We start from the raw sequence: 21,011 nt of genomic DNA on the forward strand, positions 1-21,011 counted from the left end.
CTCTTCGAAGGTGAGAAGGGTGGCAAGTATAGCGAACGAAGTGTACAGTTGATTCTGAAAAAAGCATTGATCAAAGCAAATGTTCAGTCGGAAGGCTCTGTACATACATTGCGACATTCTTATGCCACACATTTAATCCAATCAGGTATCGATATCCGAATTGTAAAAGAGTTATTGGGTCATGAAAATATAAAAACGACTATGATCTACACTCATATCACTGACATAGACAAGCAAAAGACTCCTAGCCCTCTTGATTTTTTATAAGAATAAGATGAACTTTTCACGCTCTATAGAAACAAGCATTATGCTCCAATCATTCTTTAAGAAGGGTTATTCTTCTAGCTTAACTTAACTTTGCTTAGGTTATTGAATAATCAATATTCAGATATAATTTGTCCGAAATGTGTCCGAAAAAAGAAAAAGCCACTGATTATCAGTAGCTTTTGTCGGGGTGGCAGGATTCGAACCTACGACCTCCACATCCCAAATGTGGCGCGATACCGGGCTACGCTACACCCCGAAAAGGTATCACCTTTATTGATTGTGATGCAAATATACAGCGATTTATTTATTTGTCAAGACTTTTTTCAACTTTACCATTTAACAACCTGATTCATTGTTACATATTTTTTTCATGGAATTTTACACCCATTAAATAAAAAATGCTTAACAATACGTTAGGAAGAATAAGATATATTTCATACCTTTGCACTCACCTTAGAAGTAAGGTAACTTTGTTAAGAAAACATTTTAAAAATTAAAATAAAAGCTGTAATATTGCATTCCGATTTTTACAGGATATAAATCGTTATATAATTACTCGAAATCATGGATTTAGTAAAATTTGTAGAAGAACAAGCGGTAGTAAAAAATGAACTTCCCGCTTTCAAAGCAGGAGATACCATCAGCGTGCATTATAAAATTCGCGAAGGAAACAAAGAGCGTGTTCAGGTGTACCAAGGTGTAGTTATCCAATTAAACAGCGAAGGTACTAACGCTACTTTTACCGTGCGTAAAATCTCAAACGGTATTGGTGTAGAACGTATTTTCCCTGTAAACTCTCCTAACATTGAAAAAATTGACGTAAACAGCGTAGGTAAAGTACGTCGCGCGAAATTATTTTATTTGCGTGGCCTTACTGGTAAAGCTGCTCGTATCAAATCTAAACGTATTTCTAAATAAGTTTAGACGTTCACGAGACGTTTCAAAACATAAAAAAGGATGTAACACTGTTACATCCTTTTTTATTTCCATTAAAATCTAATGACGAATTACCTAAATAACTCAGGTTTTGTCCCCATTATAGCATCAATCTTTGTTAACACTTCTGGAGTCAACAAAGGCAAAACCTCTAGTGCTTTTAGATTTTCGTTCAGCTGACTTTCTTTTGTAGCTCCCAAAATTGCGGTTGTTACATTCGGGTTGCTGACACACCAAGCTATAGACAATGCAGTTAAGCTTACACCTAATTCCTCAGCAAATTTTGCTAATTCCACGACCTTGGCAAGTTTATCGTCTACAACAGATTTTTCCTTCAACCATTCATAACCTTCCAGTGACATTCTTGAACCTTCTGGAATTCCATTGTTATATTTCCCAGTCAACAAACCCGAAGCCAACGGACTCCAAATTGTAGCACCCATTCCTATATTTTTGAAAATTGATAAAAACTCCGCCTCCATTTTACGACGGTTGAATAAATTGTATTCTGGTTGCTCTACCGCTGGACCTTCCAATCCCAATTCTTTTGCCACCATATGTGCTTCCACAATTTCAGCCGCTGACCATTCACTCGTACCCCAATACAAAATTTTACCTTGTTGAATAAGTGTATTCATCGTACGAACAATCTCTTCCATCGGAACATTAGGATCGGATCGATGACAATAATACAAATCCAAATAATCGGTTTGCAGGCGTGTCAATGCCTCGTGACATGCTTCCATCAAATGTTTGCGGCTTAAGCCATGTTGATTTGGTTTTTTGTCCTCTCCTTTCCAACCAAAGAAAGCCTTGCTCGACAAAACATACGATGTACGATCCCAATTTTTGCCCTTCAGCACGCGCCCCATCATTTCTTCGGATTGTCCAGCGGAATAGACTTCAGCATTATCAAAGAAATTCACGCCAGCATCATAAGCGATCGACATCAATTTATCATTTTCCTGATCACCAGTTTGGCGCGCAAATGTCACCCAAGACCCAAAAGATAAAACACTCAATTGAAGTCCTGTTTTCCCCATTCTTCTATATTCCATAGTTATCTTATTTTTTTATTTAAATGTAAAAAATCTACAGCATTTACATACTATACTTTCGAAAAAGCTATAGTTAAAGATTTAATTATGTAAATTGGATTAACCATGAAAAAACGCTATCCAATTCTATTGTTCACAATTCTAGTATACTTTTACACGCCTACTAATGCACAAAATAATTTGGCGCAGGTTGAAGCTTTGCAACCTACCCCCAAAATCTATTCAGCTAAGAAAATTGACAGTAAAATTGATATTGATGGAAAGATGGAATCCACTTGGGATACCGCATCTTGGTCATCTGATTTTATTGATATTGAAGGTACTAACAAACCCAAACCTAAATATCAATCCCGCTATAAAATGCTTTGGGATGATGATAATTTATACATTTACGCCAAACTGCAAGAGCCTCATATCTGGGGAACACTTCAAGAACATGATGCTATCATTTATCATGACAATGATTTTGAGATTTTCTTAAAACCAAATCACGCCTCTCCTATTTATTACGAAATCGAAGTGAATACACTCAATACCATTATGGACTTAATGATGCCCAAACCCTATCGGTTTGGAGGACAGGCGGTGATGCATTGGGATGTCAAAAATTTAAAATCTGCAGTATATATTGAAGGAACCCGAAACAACTCCATAGACGAAGATAGTTATTGGGCTGTAGAAATGGCTATACCTTTTAAATCGTTGCAAAAGTTTGGCAGTGCGTCTACACCTAAACTCAATTCATTCTGGCGCATTAATTTTTCCAGAGTACAATGGCAGCACGAAGTTATTGAAGGTGCGTATTCACGTAAAAATTTGAATGGAAAACATATTTCAGAAGACAATTGGGTATGGTCACCTATTGGACTTGTCAATATGCACTATCCCGAACGTTGGGGTTTTATACGTTTTACCAATGATGATGAATCAACTACATTACCCCCATTTTATGAAATCGAAAAAACAGCCTGGAATATTTATTATTTGCAACAGGTATACCTTAACAAAAAGCAACACTTTAGTGTTGATTTATCCGAATTGGAAGGACATTCAACGTTGCTGGAAAAAGATTTGGCAAAGTATGATGTACAATTTACGCTTTCTTCCGATAAGAAGTTTTATCACCTCAAATTAAAAGAAAAAGACTCAAAATATTATTTTACCATAGATAGCCACGGCAATTTTACAACGAATTATGAATAACAGACGATCATTTCTCAAGGCGGCAGGACTGGGTTTAGCAACATTGCAGTTAAATCCTTTCCAACTTTTAACCAATACTTCACCTTCTTTTACTTTTGATTATTGGCTTTGGATTAGGCCAAATGACAAAGAAACAGAAGCTCAAATAAAGAAAAAACTACAGAGCTATAAAGATGCTGGAGTTCGTGGCCTTTTCTTTGAAAATTACAGCAAAAAGCATTTTCAGCTGACGAAGGAATTTGGCATGGAAGCGCACCGTTGGATGTGGACAATGAATCGTGGCGAAAAAGAATTGTTGGAAAAACATCCTGAATATTACGCCGTAAGCCGTTCGGGAAAATCCTGTGCTGACAATCCACCTTATGTCGACTATTATAGATTTCTGTGTCCTTCGCACCCTGATGTACCCAAATATTTGGAAGAAAAAGCACGTGAACAATTGCAAATGGAAGATGTCGATGGTTTGCATTTAGACTATATTCGTTATCCCGATGTTGTACTTCCAGTTAATCTTTGGGAAAATTACAACTTGGACCAATCTACCGAATTAGCGAATTATGATTTTTGTTACAGCAAATTCAGTAAAGAAGCTTTTTTGAGAGAGACAGGAATAGATATAGACAAAGTCGAAAGACCAGAACAAAGTTTGTCGTGGCGTGCATTTCGCTATGGACAAATCACCAAAGTTGTTAACCGAATTTGCGAAGTCGCAAAAGAATATAAAAAACCTGTAACCGCTGCCGTCTTCCCTACTCCAGATTTGGCGCGACGCATCGTGCGCCAAGATTGGCCAATTTGGAATCTTTCGGCTGTATTTCCGATGATCTATCACGGTTTCTACAAAGAGCCTATCCATTGGATTGGAACAGCGGTAGAGGAAGGCGTAAATGCATTAAAAGGAAAATACCCCTTATATGCAGGGTTGTATTTGCCGGATTTCAAAAATCTAAATGAATTGGAGCAAGCTATTGCTTTAGCAAAGGCAAAAGGTGCTGCAGGTATTTCACTATTCGGCGAGACTGAATTTGACACCCAAACCATCAATTTGTTACGCAAATTGCATTAAAAATTTTCTTGCCGATGACCTGCAAAAGTCAGGCAAGAAAATTTTATCAAGCGATTAAAATTTCCCTAATCAAGAAAAAAATATTACCTTTGTATCCCGTACATAAGGCTGATGTAATGGAGTAAAAATCCCGCATCTATAGTTGAAAATTCCATAATTGCTATGACTAAATATATCTTTGTTACGGGCGGCGTAACCTCGTCGTTAGGGAAAGGCATTATTGCTGCCTCTCTTGCCAAGCTTCTACAGGCACGTGGCTTTAAAGTTACCATTCAAAAGTTTGATCCATACATTAATATCGATCCAGGAACCCTGAATCCATATGAGCATGGGGAGTGTTACGTGACGGAGGACGGTGCAGAAACAGACCTAGACTTAGGACACTACGAGCGTTTTTTGAATGTACCTACTTCGCAAGCAAACAACGTGACAACAGGTCGTATCTACAAACACGTTATCGAACAAGAGCGCGCCGGTGCTTATTTAGGTAAAACAGTACAGGTGGTACCTCACATCACTGACGAAATCAAACGCCGTATGCAACTTTTGGGGCAGACTGGCGAGTATGATATTGTAATCACAGAATTGGGTGGTACTGTAGGTGATATCGAGTCCCTACCTTTCGTAGAGGCGGTTCGCCAATTACGTTGGGAATTAGGTAACAACGATTCGTTGGTTATTCACTTGACATTGGTTCCTTATTTGGCTGCTGCTGGTGAATTAAAAACAAAACCAACACAACACTCCGTAAAAACTTTATTAGAATATGGCGTTCAGCCTGATATTTTGGTATGTCGTACAGAACATAAATTGAACCAAGATATTCGTAAAAAATTAGCGTTATTCTGTAATGTTAACGTAAATGCTGTTATTGAATCTATAGATGCATCGACAATTTATGATGTGCCTCTTTTGATGTTGAAAGAGCAATTAGACAAAACGGTATTAACGAAGTTGAAATTATCGACTAAAAATGAACCAAATTTAGAAAACTGGAAAGCATTCTTAGGTCGTCTTAAAAATCCTACAGATGAAATTAACATTGCATTAGTAGGTAAATACGTTGAACTTCCGGATGCGTACAAATCTATCATCGAAGGATTCATTCATGCTGGTGCTGCAAACGAAACTAAAGTAAAAGTGAAATACGTTGCCGCTGAAAGTATCAGTGATGAAAACGTAGCAGATAAACTAAAAAATATTGATGGCGTGCTGGTAGCTCCAGGATTTGGAGAACGTGGTTTGGAAGGTAAACTAACGACTATCAAACATGTACGTGAAAACAAAATTCCGTTCTTTGGTATCTGTTTGGGAATGCAATGTTCAGTAATTGAATTCGGTCGAAATGTATTGGGATTGAAAGATGCCAACTCATTCGAAATGAATGAAAATACACCTCACCCTGTTATCAATTTGATGGAAGAACAAAAAACTATCAAAAATATGGGTGGTACAATGCGTTTAGGTGCATACGATTGTGAAATCAAAAAAGGCACAAAAGCATTTGCTATTTATGGCAAAACTAAAATTTCGGAACGTCACCGTCACCGTTATGAATTCAATAACGACTATTTAGAACAATACGAGAAAGCAGGTATGATCGCTTCAGGATTCAATCCGGATACAGGTTTAGTAGAGATCGTTGAATTAAAAGATCACCCATTCTTCGTGGCTGGACAGTTTCACCCAGAATTAAAGTCAACTGTTGCAAATCCTCACCCACTTTTTGTTAGCTTTGTAGCCGCTGCTTTAGCGAATAAAAAAACAGTAAAAAAATAATTTTTTGACCAAAATATTTTAAATGGATAGAAATAACATAATTGGATTAGTTTTAATCTTCTTGATTTTCGGAGGCTCATTCTACTTGATGAAGCCTAGCGAAGCTGAAATTAAACTAGAACAAGCAAGACAAGACTCTATTGCTGCCGTGAAAAATGGCGTAGTAGCGAATCAAGATACAAACACACAAGTTCTTCAATTGGACTCAACAGCTTTAGCAAAACCATTCGGTGCAGCTAAAGTTGGTCAAGAGGAATTAGTAACATTAGAAAATGACATTCTTAAAATCGACTTGACTACGAAAGGTGCTAAAGTTAAGAATGTATTATTGAAAGGTGAAGAAAACTTCGATGGGTCAGCCTTAAATATCATTGAAGGAGACAATAATAAATTTGGTTTCATTTTCAAAGCTGCTGGCGAGAATATTTACACGAACGATCTATTATTTTCAGTAGTAAATAAAACCGCTAAATCAGCGACTTTGCGTCTAAGCTATAAAGCTGATCAATATTTAGAATACACGTATACACTTACGGATGGACATAATGTAGCTTTAAATGTTAATGCAGTTGGTATTCAAAATCTAGTTGATGTTCAGCAAAAGTCATTGATTTTAGATTGGGAAACTACAATTTTACAAAAAGAGCAAAACATCAAATCTGAAAGAGAAAAATCAACAATCTTCTTCAAAGACGCTGAAGCGAACATTGATTACTTATCTGAAACAAGTGATGACGAAGAAAAATTGGACGAGAGCAAATTGGAATGGATTGCATTTAAGCAACACTTCTTCTCTTCTATCCTTTCTTCAAAACAAAAATTTGAAAACACAAACTTAGTAACAAAAATCGCTACACAAGATGGTGTAGTGAAAACGTTCAAAGCTACTGCGGAATTAGGTTTCAATGCGCAAGCAAACAATCATTACGAATTCAACTATTTCTTCGGGCCAAATAAATACAATACGTTAAAAGCAGAAGGTCAATCGTATGACAAGCTTATCAATATGGGTTGGGGACCTATCGGTTTGATTAACAGATTCATCACTGTTCCTTTATTTGATTGGTTAGACGGTTATGCATTGAGTTATGGTATCGTGATATTGATTTTGACTTTATTGTTGAAAGGTGCGATGTTCCCATTGACACGCAAATCGTATTTGTCGATGGCAAAAATGCGTGTGTTAAAACCACAATTGGACGCTATCAAAGAAAAAGTAGGCGAAGACAACCCCATGTTGTTGCAACAAGAGCAAATGAAATTATACAAACAAGCGGGTGTAAATCCACTTGGCGGTTGTTTGCCTTTGTTATTGCAGATGCCATTTACCTTAGCTTTCTTCTTTTTCTTCCCGAACTTGTATGAACTAAGAGGTGAGAGCTTCCTTTGGATGAAAGATTTATCAACATACGATACATTCTTTTCTTTCAGTCCGATTATGGGCATTGGTCACGTTTCACTAATGTGTGTGTTGATGACATTGGTTACATTGTTGACAACTTGGTACAATAACGTAACATCAGGAGCGACATCAGGAATGGCTAGCCAAATGAAATACATTGGTTACATCATGCCATTATTGTTCTTCTTCATGTTGAATAGTTTCCCTGCCGGATTGAATTACTACTACTTCTTAGGTGCTGTATTCACATTCTTAACGCAATTTATCATCCGTCAATCAATCGATGATGACAAAATCTTAGCGAAATTAGAAGAAAACAAGAAAAATCCTAAAGTGCAAAAGAAATCATCTTTCCAAGCAAAAATGGAAGAAATGATGAGACAGCAACAAGCTGCACAACACAATAAAAACAAATAATCTCAACCGAGATTATACATAAGACAAAACTCCCGATTAGAATTCTAATCGGGAGTTTTGTCTTATTGCTACTTCGTCTTTGCGACGACAGAAGGAATAAAAAAGTTATGCTTAAAAATTGCTAATATTAATTCAAGTCAAACTTATAACCTACGCCTTTTACAGTAGAAACGTACGTTTCGCCAATTTTCTCACGAAGCTTACGAATATGCACGTCAATCGTACGGTTGGTTACCACCACAGAATCTTCCCAGATAGCTTTCAAAATTTGTTCACGCGTGTAAACTTTGTTCGGTTTGGAAGCTAACAAGTATAACAATTCAAACTCCTTACGAGCTAAAATAATTTTTTCTTCACCACGATAAACGATGAATTCATCGCGATCAATTACCAAGTCCGCAATCGTGACTTTGTCTGAAGGTGCTTCCACGATCTCTTGACTTGTTCTACGCAATATAGCATTGATACGTGACATCAACGCACGTGGTTTGATAGGTTTGGCGATATAATCATCAGCTCCCACGTGAAACCCAGCGATTTCGGAGTATTCCTCGCTACGCGCTGTCAGAAATACCATAAATGTATGTTTGAATTCCGGCATAGCACGCATCACACGACACGCTTCAATACCGTCCATCACAGGCATCATGACATCTAAAATAATTAAATCAGGATTTACTTCTTTGGCTTTCTCTATTGCAAGTCTTCCATTGGTAGCGGTGTATACCTGGTAACCTTCTCGTGTTAAGTTGTAGGAAATGAGATCTAAAATATCCTGCTCATCATCTACCACAAGTATTTTTTGCTTGACACTCATAGCTTGTTTTTTTGCTAAAATATGTACTTAATGGTAAGATAAAGTTAATCAAATATTATGAAATTGTTAAGTCGTAAAATAGACTTAACAATTTCATAAATTTTTTATTTTGTAAGAATGGTTTTAAGTAAGTCTTCCAACTCTTTACTGCGCAAGTTTTTAGCCAAAATTTTGCCGTCGGGATCCAATACAACTGAGCTAGGGATCGCTTTAATACGGTAATCGATAATCAAGTCCGAAGACCAAGCTTTCAAATCAGAGATATTGATCCATGTTAACTTATCCTCTTCGATAGCACGCATCCAAGAACCAGGATTGTTATCTAAAGAAACGCCCAATATTTCAAACCCCTTGTTTTTGTAATCGTTGTAAATACGTACCAAATTTGGATTTTCTTTGCGACATGGCACACACCACGAAGCCCAGAAATCTACCAACACATATTTACCGCGATAATCCGAAAGCTTCACCGTCTTGTTATTTGGTGTGTACGCTTCAAACTCTGGCGCAAGTTGTCCAACAGCCAATCTTTTCAATTTTTCAATCTCCTCAAGGAATTGATTGACAATGGCGTTATCTTCAAACTGTGTCTTAATTTTGTCCGAATAAGCAATCAATTCTGATTCAGCCAATTCAGGATCCAAGGTGCTCATTGCAAAAAATCCAGCCAAATCATTTTGCTTTTCAGCAAAAGAAACCGCTTCTTTCGTATAGAAACTCATGCTATTACGGTATTCCGCTAAATATTCCGAGCGCAGAATGTCAATTTCAGCTTCAGATTTATCAGCAATACGCTTTGTAAAATCCGATTGCAAGGAATCTTCTACGAATTCTTTACGCGCCTTGATGGGTGCAAATTTCTTCAATGCTGTAGATAAATCTGACCCCTGCACATCATAAGCTTCAGGATTCTGTAAATCAGCATTGAACACGACTTCTTCGCCTGGAGTGAGAATAATTGGGTATTTATTATTACCAATTTGAACAGTCATCAGACGAGATTGCGTAGCTGGTCGTTCAAATTGGAATTTATTAAGATCCGAAAGAAAGACAGAATCCAACTTACGATCACCTTCATAAAAAGCTACCACTTTCACGTTTCCAGGATTTTTAATTTCTCCCGAAATTGAAATTGTGTCTTTGTTCGAACATCCAATCACACTTAATAATGCTGCACCCGCCAAAAAAGATTGTAGCTTTCTCATAATATCTTTTTTAATAGTTTATTTTGTCAAAAAATCCTTAGCTCGCGCAATTGCTTTGTCCAAACCACTTGCATCTTTACCACCTGCTGTCGCAAAGAATGGCTGACCGCCCCCGCCGCCTTGGATATCTTTCGCTAAATCACGAATAATTGCACCTGCATTTAATCCTTTTTCTTTCACTAAATCTTCCGACACAACCACCGTTAAACTTGGTTTTCCATCAAATTCAGCACCCAAGACTAAGAACAAATTATTCAAAGCACCTTTTAATGCGTAAGCTAAAGTTTTTACCGCATCCGCATTTGGTAAATCAACCCTAGAAGCCAAGAAATTCACGCCATCGATAGTTTCGAATTTAGCTTCCAAATCTTTCTTCATTGAAAGTGATTTCTCACGAATAGTATTTTCGATTTCCTTCTTCAACGCTACATTTTCTTCCACAATTTTAGAAACTGCAGAAATGAAATCTTTCGGATTATTTAATATCTCACGCATATTTTGCGCCAACTCAAAATGCTCACGAATCACCGCAGCAGCTTTTGTACCCGTAATCGCTTCGATACGACGTACACCTGCCGCAACAGCCGATTCCGACACAATCTTGAAGAATCCTATCTGTCCAGTTGCTTTCACGTGCGTACCGCCACAAAGCTCTTTTGAAAATTTATCTTCAAAAGTAATGACACGAACGAAATCACCATATTTTTCACCGAATAATGCTGTTACACCAGAATCTATTGCTTTTTGATATGGAACTTGACGTTCTTCTTTTAACGCAATGTTCTCACGAATTTTTGCATTCACGATATCTTCAACTGCTTTTATTTCGTCATATGTCATTTTTGAAAAATGCGAAATATCAAAACGTAACACATCAGGATTTACCAATGAACCTTTTTGATTAACATGATCACCCAAAACTTGTTTTAATGCCGCATGCAACAAGTGCGTCGCAGAGTGGTTAGATTCTGTATCCAAACGCTTAGCAACATCTACTTTTGCCTCAAAAGTACCTTCCAAAGAAGACGGCAATTGATTCACGAAGTGAACGAAAAGACCATTTTCTTTCTTTGTATCTGTAATATATATTTTCTCACCAGATTCTGACACTAAAACTCCTGAATCCCCTACTTGACCACCACCTTCAGCATAGAAAGGCGTAACCGATAACACCAACTGGTATTGTTCTTTACCTTTAGCCGAAACTTTACGGTATTTTACGATTTCTGTAGTAGCAGTTAAAGTATCGTAACCCACAAATTCGGTATCGTCACTATCATTAACAACTACCCAGTCGCCCGTATCTATTGCAGTAGCCGCTCTTGAACGATCTTTTTGTGCTTGTAAAGCTTTATCAAAAGCTTCCATATCAACTGTCAAACCCTTCTCACGAGCTAATAAATCCGTCAAGTCGATAGGGAAACCGTATGTATCAAACAGTTCGAAAGCAAAATCACCATCAATAATTTTATTTCCTTCTGCGTAGTTTTCAAATCGCTGAATACCTGTTGTCAATGTACGTAAGAATGAAACTTCCTCTTCTAATATTACTTTCTCTACGAAATCCTGCTGTGCATACAACTCATCAAATACCCCTTTGAATTGCTCAGCCAAAACAGGAACTAATTCGTGGAAAAATGGATTTTTGAAATTCAAGAATGTATACGCATAACGAACCGCACGACGTAAAATACGACGGATTACGTAACCTGCTTTATTGTTTGAAGGTAATTGACCGTCAGCAATAGCGAAACTCACCGCACGAATATGATCTGAAACCACACGCATAGCGATATCCGTTTTCTCGTCAGCTCCGTATTTAATTCCAGATTTCTCCGAAATAAATGAAATCAATGGTTGGAAAACATCCGTATCGTAGTTGGAAGTTTTGCCTTGAATACATCGCACCAAACGCTCAAAACCCATACCCGTATCCACATGTTTATTTGGTAAAGATTCTAAACTTCCGTTTTTCAAACGGTTGAACTGCATAAATACCAAATTCCAAATCTCAATCACTTGAGGATGGTCTGCATTTACCAAATCTTGACCTTTTACTTGTGCGCGCTCTTCTGCTGATCGCATATCAAAATGGATTTCAGAACAAGGTCCACATGGCCCTTGATCGCCCATTTCCCAAAAGTTATCCTTTTTATTCCCTAATAGTATTCTGTCTTCAGCTATAAGTGACTTCCAAAATTCATAAGCTTCCGTATCACGCTCCAAATTCTCAGAAGCATCACCTTCAAAAATCGTTACATACAAACGGTCTTTGTCCAATTTATAGACTTCTGTCAATAATTCCCAAGCCCATTCTATAGCCTCTTTTTTGAAGTAATCGCCAAATGACCAGTTCCCCAACATTTCGAATAAGGTATGGTGATACGTATCAATCCCCACTTCTTCCAAGTCATTGTGCTTTCCAGATACGCGCAAACAACGTTGTGTATCGGCTACTCTCGGATATTTAACAGCCGCTTCTCCTAAGAACAATTCTTTGAATTGGTTCATTCCGGCATTTGTAAACATCAAAGTAGGGTCATTTTTGACTACCACGGGAGCCGATGGTACGATATGGTGTGATTTGCTTTGAAAAAAATCCAAAAACGCTGCGCGTATTTCTCTACTGGTCATGAAATTATACTTTTTTAAAGTCGCAAATTTACTCAAAATAGCTGGCTAATACAATCATATTCCAGTTTTGTTAAGCTTTTTAATTTGTATTAAATAACGACAACAATCATTTTTAAAAGGTGCAACACATCATCTTTTTATTGAATAATGTTTAGTAATTTTAGGCTATTACTTACAGCGACCCCAAGATTATATGAGAAAAAAGATTTTAGTACCTACAGATTTTTCAGCCAACGCCTTGTCTGCAGCACGTTATGCGTGCCAAGTTGCAGCGCAAAACAATTACGACATTCTATTATTTCATTGTTATACAACCAGCACAGTGGATACCGCAGATTCGCAAATTCAAGAATTAAAGTCTTCATTGCTACAGGAATATTCTGCTTTGCAAATTGAAACCGAGTGTGTCTCCCGCTTGCTGACAGATGTATTGCCAGAATATGCAGTTGCACCCACGTTTGTATTAATTGTATTGGGTACAACAGGTGCAGGTAAGGGAAAATCAGTTATCTGGGGAAGTAACACTTCCTTTATCACGAGTAAGGCTAAAATACCTGTCATTGCGATTCCTACCGCAACAGAATTATTTTCAACTGATAAAGCAGCTATATTAACAAATTTTAAAGCCGAGGAAATCGAAACGCTTAATGCGTATATACATGATGTATCTCCTATAAAGCATTTGGACATTATTCACATCTTCAAAGACAATAAAAAGGCGGCTGAAGTGCAACAAGATCTGGAAGATTGGACTTTTAACATCAAACAATTGAGTGGCATAGAGTCTATCAACATTATTGCACAGCCAATTCAGCATGACAATGAAGAATTGGATACAATTCCAGAGGTCATAAATCATATTATCACCATAAATAACTACGACTCAATTCTAGTGACTAAAACTCGAAAATCATTTTTTGAAAGAATAATAAATACTTCTGTTTCGCGCCAGATCACATTGACTTTACAAAAACCAACATTCTTTGATAATATTTAATACAAAGCATATGAGCAATAAAATTTTAATACCTGTTGATTTTTCTATACATTCTGACAAAGCAGTAGAATATGCAGTACAATTAGCTGAAAAGAACAATTTTCAAATTGATTTATTACACGTTTTCACAGATCACAGTAATATTTACCATAATGCTTTACAAGATCCTGGCTTAGTAGATCCTCGTGTACCAGAAGCTAAACAAAAAATGGCACAATTGATCGAAAGCCAAAAAAGTGAAACACAAGAAATTTCATTTCAATCACTATATGCTGATGGTAACCTTTACGATGAAGTACGAAGATTAGCAGTTCAAGAACAATACAGTGCCATCATAATGGGTACAAAAGGGGCTTTCGGTTTAGACGCCTTGCTTACTGGTTCCAATATGTTTGATGTATTTTTAAATACAAAAGTTCCCGTATTAGCAGTTCCCTATAGTGAAAAGAAATACAAAGTAGAAAAAGTAGGTCTGCTATGTAATTTCAAATATGGTGAGATAGATGTTTTGAAGCAGGCTGTAAAAGTTTACGGTACTGATTTCGAATTGGTGTTAATCCATGTCAATACTTCGGATGAGTCCATTCATAATATTGATAAAAGCTTTGATGTGTTTATTGATAAGATTATCGAAGAAACAGGAATTGAAGATATCTCCTATGTTATCAAAGCACAAACTTTCTTTGTACAATATAAAGAGGATATTTCTTCTGCAATTAATACAGTTATTGCTGATGAGTTATTAGATGTACTATTAGTAACAAAAAGTAAAAAATCTTTTTTACGGAAGATTATCGAGGAAAATATTGTTAAAAAAATGGCTTACGACATTAAAATACCAAAGTTCTTTGCTAGAAGATCAGAAATTTAAAACTAAATTTTTGTAGATAAATAATTACATAAATCTTAAAACAATGAATCTTTTTGGAAGCATTGTTTTAAGATTTATTTTTTTGGCAACATAATTGTCTTACAGGAAGAAAAAGATATATTATGATTAACAACTTCAAAAAAATCTCTCTTGCATTAGCAACTGGACTATTTTCGACCGTTGCTTTTGCACAAGTTACACATTCTACAATTGATGGAACTACCCCTTTTGCTCCGAGTTCAGATTATAAAACATGGTCAATTGGATTAAATGCCGGTGTTTTAAATCAATCTAATATATTCGGGTTTAATCGTGCTGGTTTCGATAAATTAAACCACAATCTTGGGTATAGCGCTTATATTAAAAAATATATTTCACCTTCATTTGGATTGAAAGCTCAATATTTAGGTGGAAAAATCGGTGGTGCTAATGAGACAGCAGGTGCTGCAATTTCTGAATTTGAAACTAAAACACCTTGGTCAGCAGCATTATCCGCTGAATGGACGTTAGCGAATACAAACTGGAGATTCGTAAATAGCATTATTAAACCTTATTTCTCAGTTGGTGTAGGTGCGTTGAATTTTGAGACCACTACTACTACTGCAGCTGGTTCTAACACAGCTAGCGCACAAACAAAATTATATGTACCAGTAGACGCAGGTTTGAAATTCGCTATCGCTAAAGGTGTTAACTTAGATTTAGGTTACCAACTAAACTGGGCTAATCAAGATTTCGACGGTATCCCTGGAGGTCAATACAAAAATGACTTATTCTCTTATGCACACGCAGGTTTAGAGTTTGCTATCGGTGGATCAGGAAAACCTTTCTTAGGCAATAGCAATCCAGCAGCAACATTAGCAGCTGATGTGAACAAAAAATACGATGAAATCAAAGCAGAACGCGACGCTTTAATTGCTTCAAACAACGAGTTAAAAGGCCAAATACAACAAATCAATGATGGTCTAAAAGATGACGATGGTGATGGTGTACCTAACAAATTTGACAAATGTCCTAATACGCCATCTGGTGTACAGGTAGATGGTGCTGGATGTCCAATTACAGTTAAAAACGAGACTAAAGTTATCGAAAAAATCGTTGTAACAGAAGAAGATAAAAAAGTAGTAGATGAAGCCATCAAAAACTTAGAATTCGAAACTGGTAAATCAACTATTCGTTCGACTTCATACGCTTCATTAGACAGAGTTGCTGCAATTTTAATTGAGAAAAACTTTAGCTTAAAATTAGCTGGACACACAGACAATACAGGCTCGTTACAAACAAACTTACGATTATCTAAAGAGCGTGCAGAAGCAGTGAAAGCTTATTTAGTATCTAAAGGTGCCAACGCTTCTCGCATCGAAGCTACTGGTTACGGTCCAAACCAACCTATCGCGTCAAACAGCACAGCTGAAGGTCGTCAGCAAAATCGTCGTGTAGAATTTACACTATTTTAATATAAATTACACATTAAATTATTTAAAACGGCTTTGATTAATCTCAAAGCCGTTTTTTTTTATGCCACCAATTGTAAGTTTTAAACTACATCATTGAATATGAAATTCCCAAGAAAAATCACAAAACAAATTGATTAACAAAAACTTAATAAACAAAACCAATTGAATTTATTTTAAAATAAATATCGAATCTCATTAAAATCAAGAAGTAATATTTATATTTGCAAAACAATATTGTATAAAACAATTTTATATTGTATTTGTTTATGGTTAAAATGTACTCTATTATGAAAATGAATAATTTTATTAAGACGTCTGGATTATTACTCGGACTATTAGCGACATCAAGCATTTACGCTCAAGATGCTATTTATGACAGTTCTCTACCTAGCTCTACGTATAGAACATGGTCATTCGGTTTGAACGGTGGTTTGTTAAGCCAAGAAAGCAAATTTGGATTTAATGAAGGCAATTTAGAGTTAGGCTACAGCGCTTACATTAAAAAGCACTTATCACCAAATTTCGGATTTAAACTCCAGTATTTAGGTGGTAAGATTCGCGAAGAATCTAATTCAACTACGCAGTTTGAAACTAAATTACCTTGGTCATTCGCATTCTCAGGGGAATATGTATCAAATTTATTCAATTCAAAAGTAGTAAGACCATATGTTGCAGCAGGAATTGGTTATTTAAACGCTAACAGAAGTTCAGGCTCCTCGGAAGTGGATGTAAAAAGAGTTTTTGTACCTGCTGACCTAGGTTTAAAATTTGTTATCGGAAAAGGTGTTAACTTGGATTTAGGCTATCAGTTCAACTGGACTAATGATTATTTCGATGGCAAGCAAGTCAATACATTCCCTTATGATTTATTCTCTTATCTCCACACGGGATTAGAATTTGCACTAGGTTCAAAAGAAAAACCATTTATTCAAAATACTAAACGCAACAATTCAGCAGATCTATTAGCACAAAAATATGATGAGTTAAAAGCTGCTCAAGATGCTATTTTGAAATCTAATCAGGAAGTTAAAGATCAATTAGGCAACTTAGTTAATGGCTTAAAGGATGATGATAATGACGGGGTAGCTAATGTATATGACAAATGTCCAAATACACCTGTAGGTACAAAAGTAGATGGTTCAGGTTGTCCTCTTCCAGAATTAAAATTACCTGAAAGCGAAAAACAAGTAATTATTGAGGCTGTCCGAAATTTAGAATTCGATTTCAACCAAGCTACTATCCGTTCTTCATCTAATAGTTATTTAAACAAAGTAGCTGATTTAATGAAAGACAAAGGATATAATCTAAAATTAGATGGATATACTGATAACATTGGTAGCGCTGCTATAAACCAAAAGTTATCTAAAGAACGTGCTGATGCAGTTAAAGCTTACTTAGTTTCAAAAGGAGTAAGTTCAAATAAAATTGAGACTGCAGGACATGGCGCTAAATTCCCTATTAGTTCGAATAGTACGGAAGAAGGTCGTCAACAAAATCGCCGCGTAGAATTTTCACTATATTAATTCTCAGGATTGTTAAAGGTTAAAGGGGAACTGGCGAGTTCCCCTTTATATTTACACAAAAGCACTAAAGCCTGTAATACTTCTTCCTACTATTAAAGAATTGATTTCTTTTGTGCCTTCGTAAGAATATATTGCTTCAGCATCAGCTAAAAATCTAGCTACATTATATTCTAGTAAAATTCCATTTCCTCCCATCACTTCTCGTGCACGCGACACAATATCTCGAGTACGCAACGTGCAGAATACCTTTGCTAAAGACGCATGTTCATCTTTCAATTTTCCTTCATCTTGTAATTCAGACAATCTATAGGTAAGTGTTTGCATTGCCGTGAGGTTAGATAGCATTTCTACCAAATGATTTTGTATTAATTGGAAAGAGGCGATAGGTTTTCCAAACTGTTCACGCTTCAACGTATATTCCAAGGCATTTTCATAAGCTCCACGCGCACAACCAACCGCCATCCACGCAACCCCAGCTCTTGTCATCTGCAATACTTTGGCTGTATCTTTAAACGAATTTGCATTCGGCAATCTATCGGATTCAGGGATTATACAATTTGTCAATGTAATCAAGCCATTTTGCACAATACGAAGTGCCATTTTGCCTTTGATCTTTTCTACAGAAAAACCTGGATTTTCTTTCCGAACAATAAAACCTTTGACTTGATTGTCATCTACATCTCGAGCCCAAATAATGGTTATATCCGAAAATGTCGAATTACCTATCCATTTTTTCTGACCATTCAGCACCCAACCTTCTGCCGTTTTCTTACAAGTAGTCGTCAAACCACCAGCCGTAGCTGATCCAACTTCAGGCTCCGTCAAACCAAACGCGCCTATTATCTTCAATTGCTGCATTTGTGGTAGCCATTCCTGTTTTTGCTCTTCCGAACCGCACATATATATAGATCCCATGGCCAAGCCACTTTGCACACCTAAGAAGGTTGCAATCGAAGGATCAATGCGTCCAAATTCAGCAGCAATAATCCCGTCCATTAATGAAGTTCCACCTGCACAGCCATAGCCTTCATATACGTACCCGCAGACATTCAGCTCAGCCAATTTTGGAATTATTTCAAAAGGGAATTCATCATGCAACCAGTATTTATTAACTAAAGGCTTTATTTCTGCTTCCAAAAAAGCCCTCACTTTCAACTGCAATTCTCTATCCGCAGGAGACAACTTTGCTTCTACAGCATAAAAATCTGCATCAATGGGCGGTGGATCTTTTTTCTTCTTTTGTGAGGTTAGCATTTTCATTGCCATTTGTAGTTGCCGCTCATCCATTTTGGATACCGAATTTATTACCGCAGCTAAATCAACTTTTTGGGATAATTTTTCAAGTTGTGCCAAATCCACTGATTTAAACAACTTTATCAATTTTTGAATCTTCTCAAACATAATATCTTCTTTTGTGTATGATCTTTTTTTATCAAAATAACTTTTTATTGTTGCATTTCAAGAAATGTATACTATATTTGCATCCGAAATAACACGAAAATTATTTTTAATAACTGATAATCAGTTTGTTATATTAAAAATAAAAAAAGTTTTATTTTTTGGGTTACCTTTCATGGTTACCCGTATTAATAGGTATAGTAAACGAAATTGTTTCAATTAAAATAGAAAATTAAAAGATGAAAAATTTATTCGCATTCGGATTTTTAGCATTAGCTTTAACTGTAGTTTCATGTAACAACACTACAAAAACTGAAGAAACTGCTGATTCTTTAACTAACGTTATCGATTCTACAGCTACAGCTTTAACTGATTCTATCAACGCTACAGCTGATTCAGCTACTGCAGTTGTTGATTCTATCGCTGATTCAGTTGCTAACGCTCAATAATTCCGATAAGAGTTAAAATACTCCAAAAAGCTCGTGTTCTGATGACACGGGCTTTTTTGTTTATATAAATCCCCGAATAAACGTAATATTTCTTATTTTTGAGGCTAACTTAATTAGTCCTTCTGACTTGTATTATTTTAACTTATGACATTATCATCGCTTACAGCCGTCACTCCAGTAGACGGAAGATATTACAATGCTACAAAAGAATTATCTGACTATTTCTCAGAATTTGCACTTATCAAATACCGCGTTCTAGTCGAAGTAGAATACTTTATAGCCTTAGCTGAATCCGGAATACCACAATTAACACATTTTGATGGTTCTTTAAATGATAAATTGAGAAATATTTATCAGAACTTTTCAATCGAAGATGCGCAATGGATCAAAGACACGGAGAAAGTAACCAACCACGATGTGAAAGCCGTAGAATATTTTTTGAAAAATGAATTTGAGAAATTAGGCTTACACGATTCTTTAGAATTCATTCACTTCGGTTTAACTTCTCAAGACATCAACAATACAGCTATTCCATATTCTTGGAAAGAAGCGATCAACAATGTTTACCTTCCTACAGTCACTGAATTAATAAATGAATTGAAGGGGTTATCTAACGAATGGAAAGATATTTCAATGTTGGCCCGTACACACGGACAACCCGCATCTCCTACTCGTTTGGGGAAAGAGATCAAGGTTTTCATTGAGCGTATAGAAAAACAAGTTAACACGTTGAAAACTGTTCCTTATTCTGCGAAATTTGGTGGTGCTACAGGTAATTTCAATGCACATCATGTGGCCTATCCGAAATTGGATTGGGTTGCTTTTGGAAATAAATTTGTTAACGAGCAATTAGGTCTTGATCGTTCGCAGACAACAACACAAATTGAACATTACGATAATTTTGCGGCAAGTTGCGATGCATTAAAACGTATAAACAATATCGTAATCGACCTTTGCAGAGATATTTGGACGTATATTTCGATGGATTACTTTAAGCAAAAAATCACAGCTGGTCAAATTGGTTCTTCTGCAATGCCACACAAGGTAAATCCTATTGATTTCGAAAATGCGGAAGGAAACTTGGGTATTGCTAATGCTATTTTAGAACATTTGGCTGCTAAATTGCCTATTTCAAGGTTACAACGTGATTTAACTGATTCTACGGTATTACGTAACGTTGGTGTTCCATTTGCACATACGTTGATTGCATTCAAATCGACTTTGCGTGGTCTAAGTAAATTAATTTTAAATGCGGACGCTTTCCAAAAAGATCTAGAAAACAATTGGGCGGTAGTGGCAGAAGCTATCCAAACAATTCTTCGTCGAGAAGGTTATCCAAAACCATACGAAGCATTGAAAGATTTGACACGCACAAATGCAAATGTGACGCAAGAAACAATTGCAGTTTTCGTTGAAGGTCTAAATGTATCTGACGAAGTAAAAGCTGAAATCAAAAATATCACACCTTCAAATTACACCGGTGTAGCTTTGTAAGCTTTTACGATTCAATGACGTGGATCATTTTTCTATCTACT

At 36.4% G+C, this 21,011-nt stretch carries 17 protein-coding genes and 1 tRNA gene; 12 read left to right on the forward strand and 6 right to left on the reverse strand.

All coding sequences use genetic code 11. The features are described from left to right. Window positions 1-267: tyrosine-type recombinase/integrase (locus FLS47_RS03770; protein WP_149913059.1), on the forward strand; the 267-nt coding region annotated here is incomplete at its 5' end. Window positions 268-449: 182 nt separating this feature from the next. Here FLS47_RS03770 and FLS47_RS03775 read toward each other — a convergent pair. Next, a tRNA-Pro gene (locus FLS47_RS03775) sits at window positions 450-523 on the reverse strand. A 308-nt stretch (window positions 524-831) separates the two neighbouring features. Between FLS47_RS03775 and rplS the strand changes: the two genes are divergently transcribed. Continuing rightward, window positions 832-1,185 carry a 50S ribosomal protein L19 gene (gene rplS, locus FLS47_RS03780; RefSeq protein WP_149913060.1) on the forward strand — a complete coding sequence of 118 codons (354 nt, stop codon included), beginning with the start codon at window positions 832-834 and terminating at the stop codon, window positions 1,183-1,185. An 89-nt stretch (window positions 1,186-1,274) separates the two neighbouring features. Here the strand turns inward: rplS and FLS47_RS03785 are convergent, their stop codons facing one another. Continuing rightward, window positions 1,275-2,261, reverse strand: a complete 987-nt coding sequence (locus FLS47_RS03785; RefSeq protein WP_149913061.1) for a potassium channel beta subunit family protein — start codon at window positions 2,259-2,261, stop codon at window positions 1,275-1,277. Window positions 2,262-2,366: 105 nt separating this feature from the next. Between FLS47_RS03785 and FLS47_RS03790 the strand changes: the two genes are divergently transcribed. From FLS47_RS03790 to yidC, 4 genes are all read left to right on the forward strand, one after another. Continuing rightward, window positions 2,367-3,464: a carbohydrate-binding family 9-like protein gene (locus FLS47_RS03790; RefSeq protein WP_149913062.1), complete on the forward strand. Its 1,098-nt coding sequence runs from the start codon at window positions 2,367-2,369 to the stop codon at window positions 3,462-3,464. Next, entirely contained in the window at window positions 3,457-4,530 is a 1,074-nt protein-coding gene (locus FLS47_RS03795) for a family 10 glycosylhydrolase (protein WP_149913063.1), read from the forward strand. Before FLS47_RS03790 ends, FLS47_RS03795 begins: the two co-directional genes overlap by 8 nt. 162 nt (window positions 4,531-4,692) lie before the next feature. Next, window positions 4,693-6,309: a CTP synthase gene (locus tag FLS47_RS03800; RefSeq protein ID WP_149913064.1), complete on the forward strand. Its 1,617-nt coding sequence runs from the start codon at window positions 4,693-4,695 to the stop codon at window positions 6,307-6,309. 22 nt (window positions 6,310-6,331) lie between these two features. Beyond that, window positions 6,332-8,128 (forward strand): membrane protein insertase YidC, encoded by a 1,797-nt coding sequence (yidC, locus tag FLS47_RS03805; protein ID WP_149913065.1) that lies wholly within the window; start codon window positions 6,332-6,334, stop codon window positions 8,126-8,128. A gap of 127 nt (window positions 8,129-8,255) precedes the next feature. Here the strand turns inward: yidC and FLS47_RS03810 are convergent, their stop codons facing one another. From FLS47_RS03810 to alaS, 3 genes are all read right to left on the reverse strand, one after another. Next, on the reverse strand, window positions 8,256-8,945 hold the full coding sequence (locus FLS47_RS03810) for a response regulator transcription factor (protein WP_149913066.1): 690 nt from the start codon (window positions 8,943-8,945) through the stop codon (window positions 8,256-8,258). Between the two features lie 104 nt (window positions 8,946-9,049). Then, complete coding sequence (locus tag FLS47_RS03815; protein WP_149913067.1) at window positions 9,050-10,150, reverse strand: peroxiredoxin family protein; 1,101 nt, start codon at window positions 10,148-10,150, stop codon at window positions 9,050-9,052. 18 nt (window positions 10,151-10,168) lie between these two features. After that, complete coding sequence (gene alaS, locus FLS47_RS03820) at window positions 10,169-12,784, reverse strand: alanine--tRNA ligase (protein WP_149913068.1); 2,616 nt, start codon at window positions 12,782-12,784, stop codon at window positions 10,169-10,171. Between the two features lie 193 nt (window positions 12,785-12,977). Between alaS and FLS47_RS03825 the strand changes: the two genes are divergently transcribed. The 4 genes from FLS47_RS03825 (at window position 12,978) to FLS47_RS03840 (ending at window position 17,629) form a co-directional block, all read left to right on the forward strand. Then, a complete protein-coding gene (locus tag FLS47_RS03825; RefSeq protein ID WP_149913069.1) occupies window positions 12,978-13,781 on the forward strand; it encodes a universal stress protein in 804 nt (267 codons plus the stop codon). Window positions 13,782-13,791: 10 nt separating this feature from the next. Beyond that, complete coding sequence (locus tag FLS47_RS03830; RefSeq protein WP_149913070.1) at window positions 13,792-14,652, forward strand: universal stress protein; 861 nt, start codon at window positions 13,792-13,794, stop codon at window positions 14,650-14,652. Between the two features lie 122 nt (window positions 14,653-14,774). Beyond that, the gene (locus tag FLS47_RS03835; RefSeq protein ID WP_149913071.1) at window positions 14,775-16,106 is read left to right on the forward strand and encodes an OmpA family protein; all 1,332 of its coding nucleotides are present in this window, start codon (window positions 14,775-14,777) and stop codon (window positions 16,104-16,106) included. Window positions 16,107-16,399: 293 nt separating this feature from the next. Then, entirely contained in the window at window positions 16,400-17,629 is a 1,230-nt protein-coding gene (locus tag FLS47_RS03840; protein ID WP_223225121.1) for an OmpA family protein, read from the forward strand. Between the two features lie 51 nt (window positions 17,630-17,680). Here the strand turns inward: FLS47_RS03840 and FLS47_RS03845 are convergent, their stop codons facing one another. Further along, window positions 17,681-19,030, reverse strand: coding sequence for an acyl-CoA dehydrogenase family protein (locus tag FLS47_RS03845; protein WP_149913073.1), 1,350 nt, complete (start codon window positions 19,028-19,030; stop codon window positions 17,681-17,683). A 236-nt stretch (window positions 19,031-19,266) separates the two neighbouring features. Between FLS47_RS03845 and FLS47_RS03850 the strand changes: the two genes are divergently transcribed. Together FLS47_RS03850 and purB are read left to right on the forward strand one after the other, a co-directional pair. Then, entirely contained in the window at window positions 19,267-19,476 is a 210-nt protein-coding gene (locus FLS47_RS03850) for a hypothetical protein (RefSeq protein WP_149913074.1), read from the forward strand. Between the two features lie 144 nt (window positions 19,477-19,620). Beyond that, entirely contained in the window at window positions 19,621-20,970 is a 1,350-nt protein-coding gene (gene purB, locus FLS47_RS03855; protein ID WP_149913075.1) for an adenylosuccinate lyase, read from the forward strand. Window positions 20,971-21,011 lie beyond the last annotated feature (41 nt).

It is taken from the genome of Sphingobacterium cavernae (genome assembly GCF_008520265.1).
Classification (GTDB): domain Bacteria; phylum Bacteroidota; class Bacteroidia; order Sphingobacteriales; family Sphingobacteriaceae; genus Sphingobacterium; species Sphingobacterium cavernae.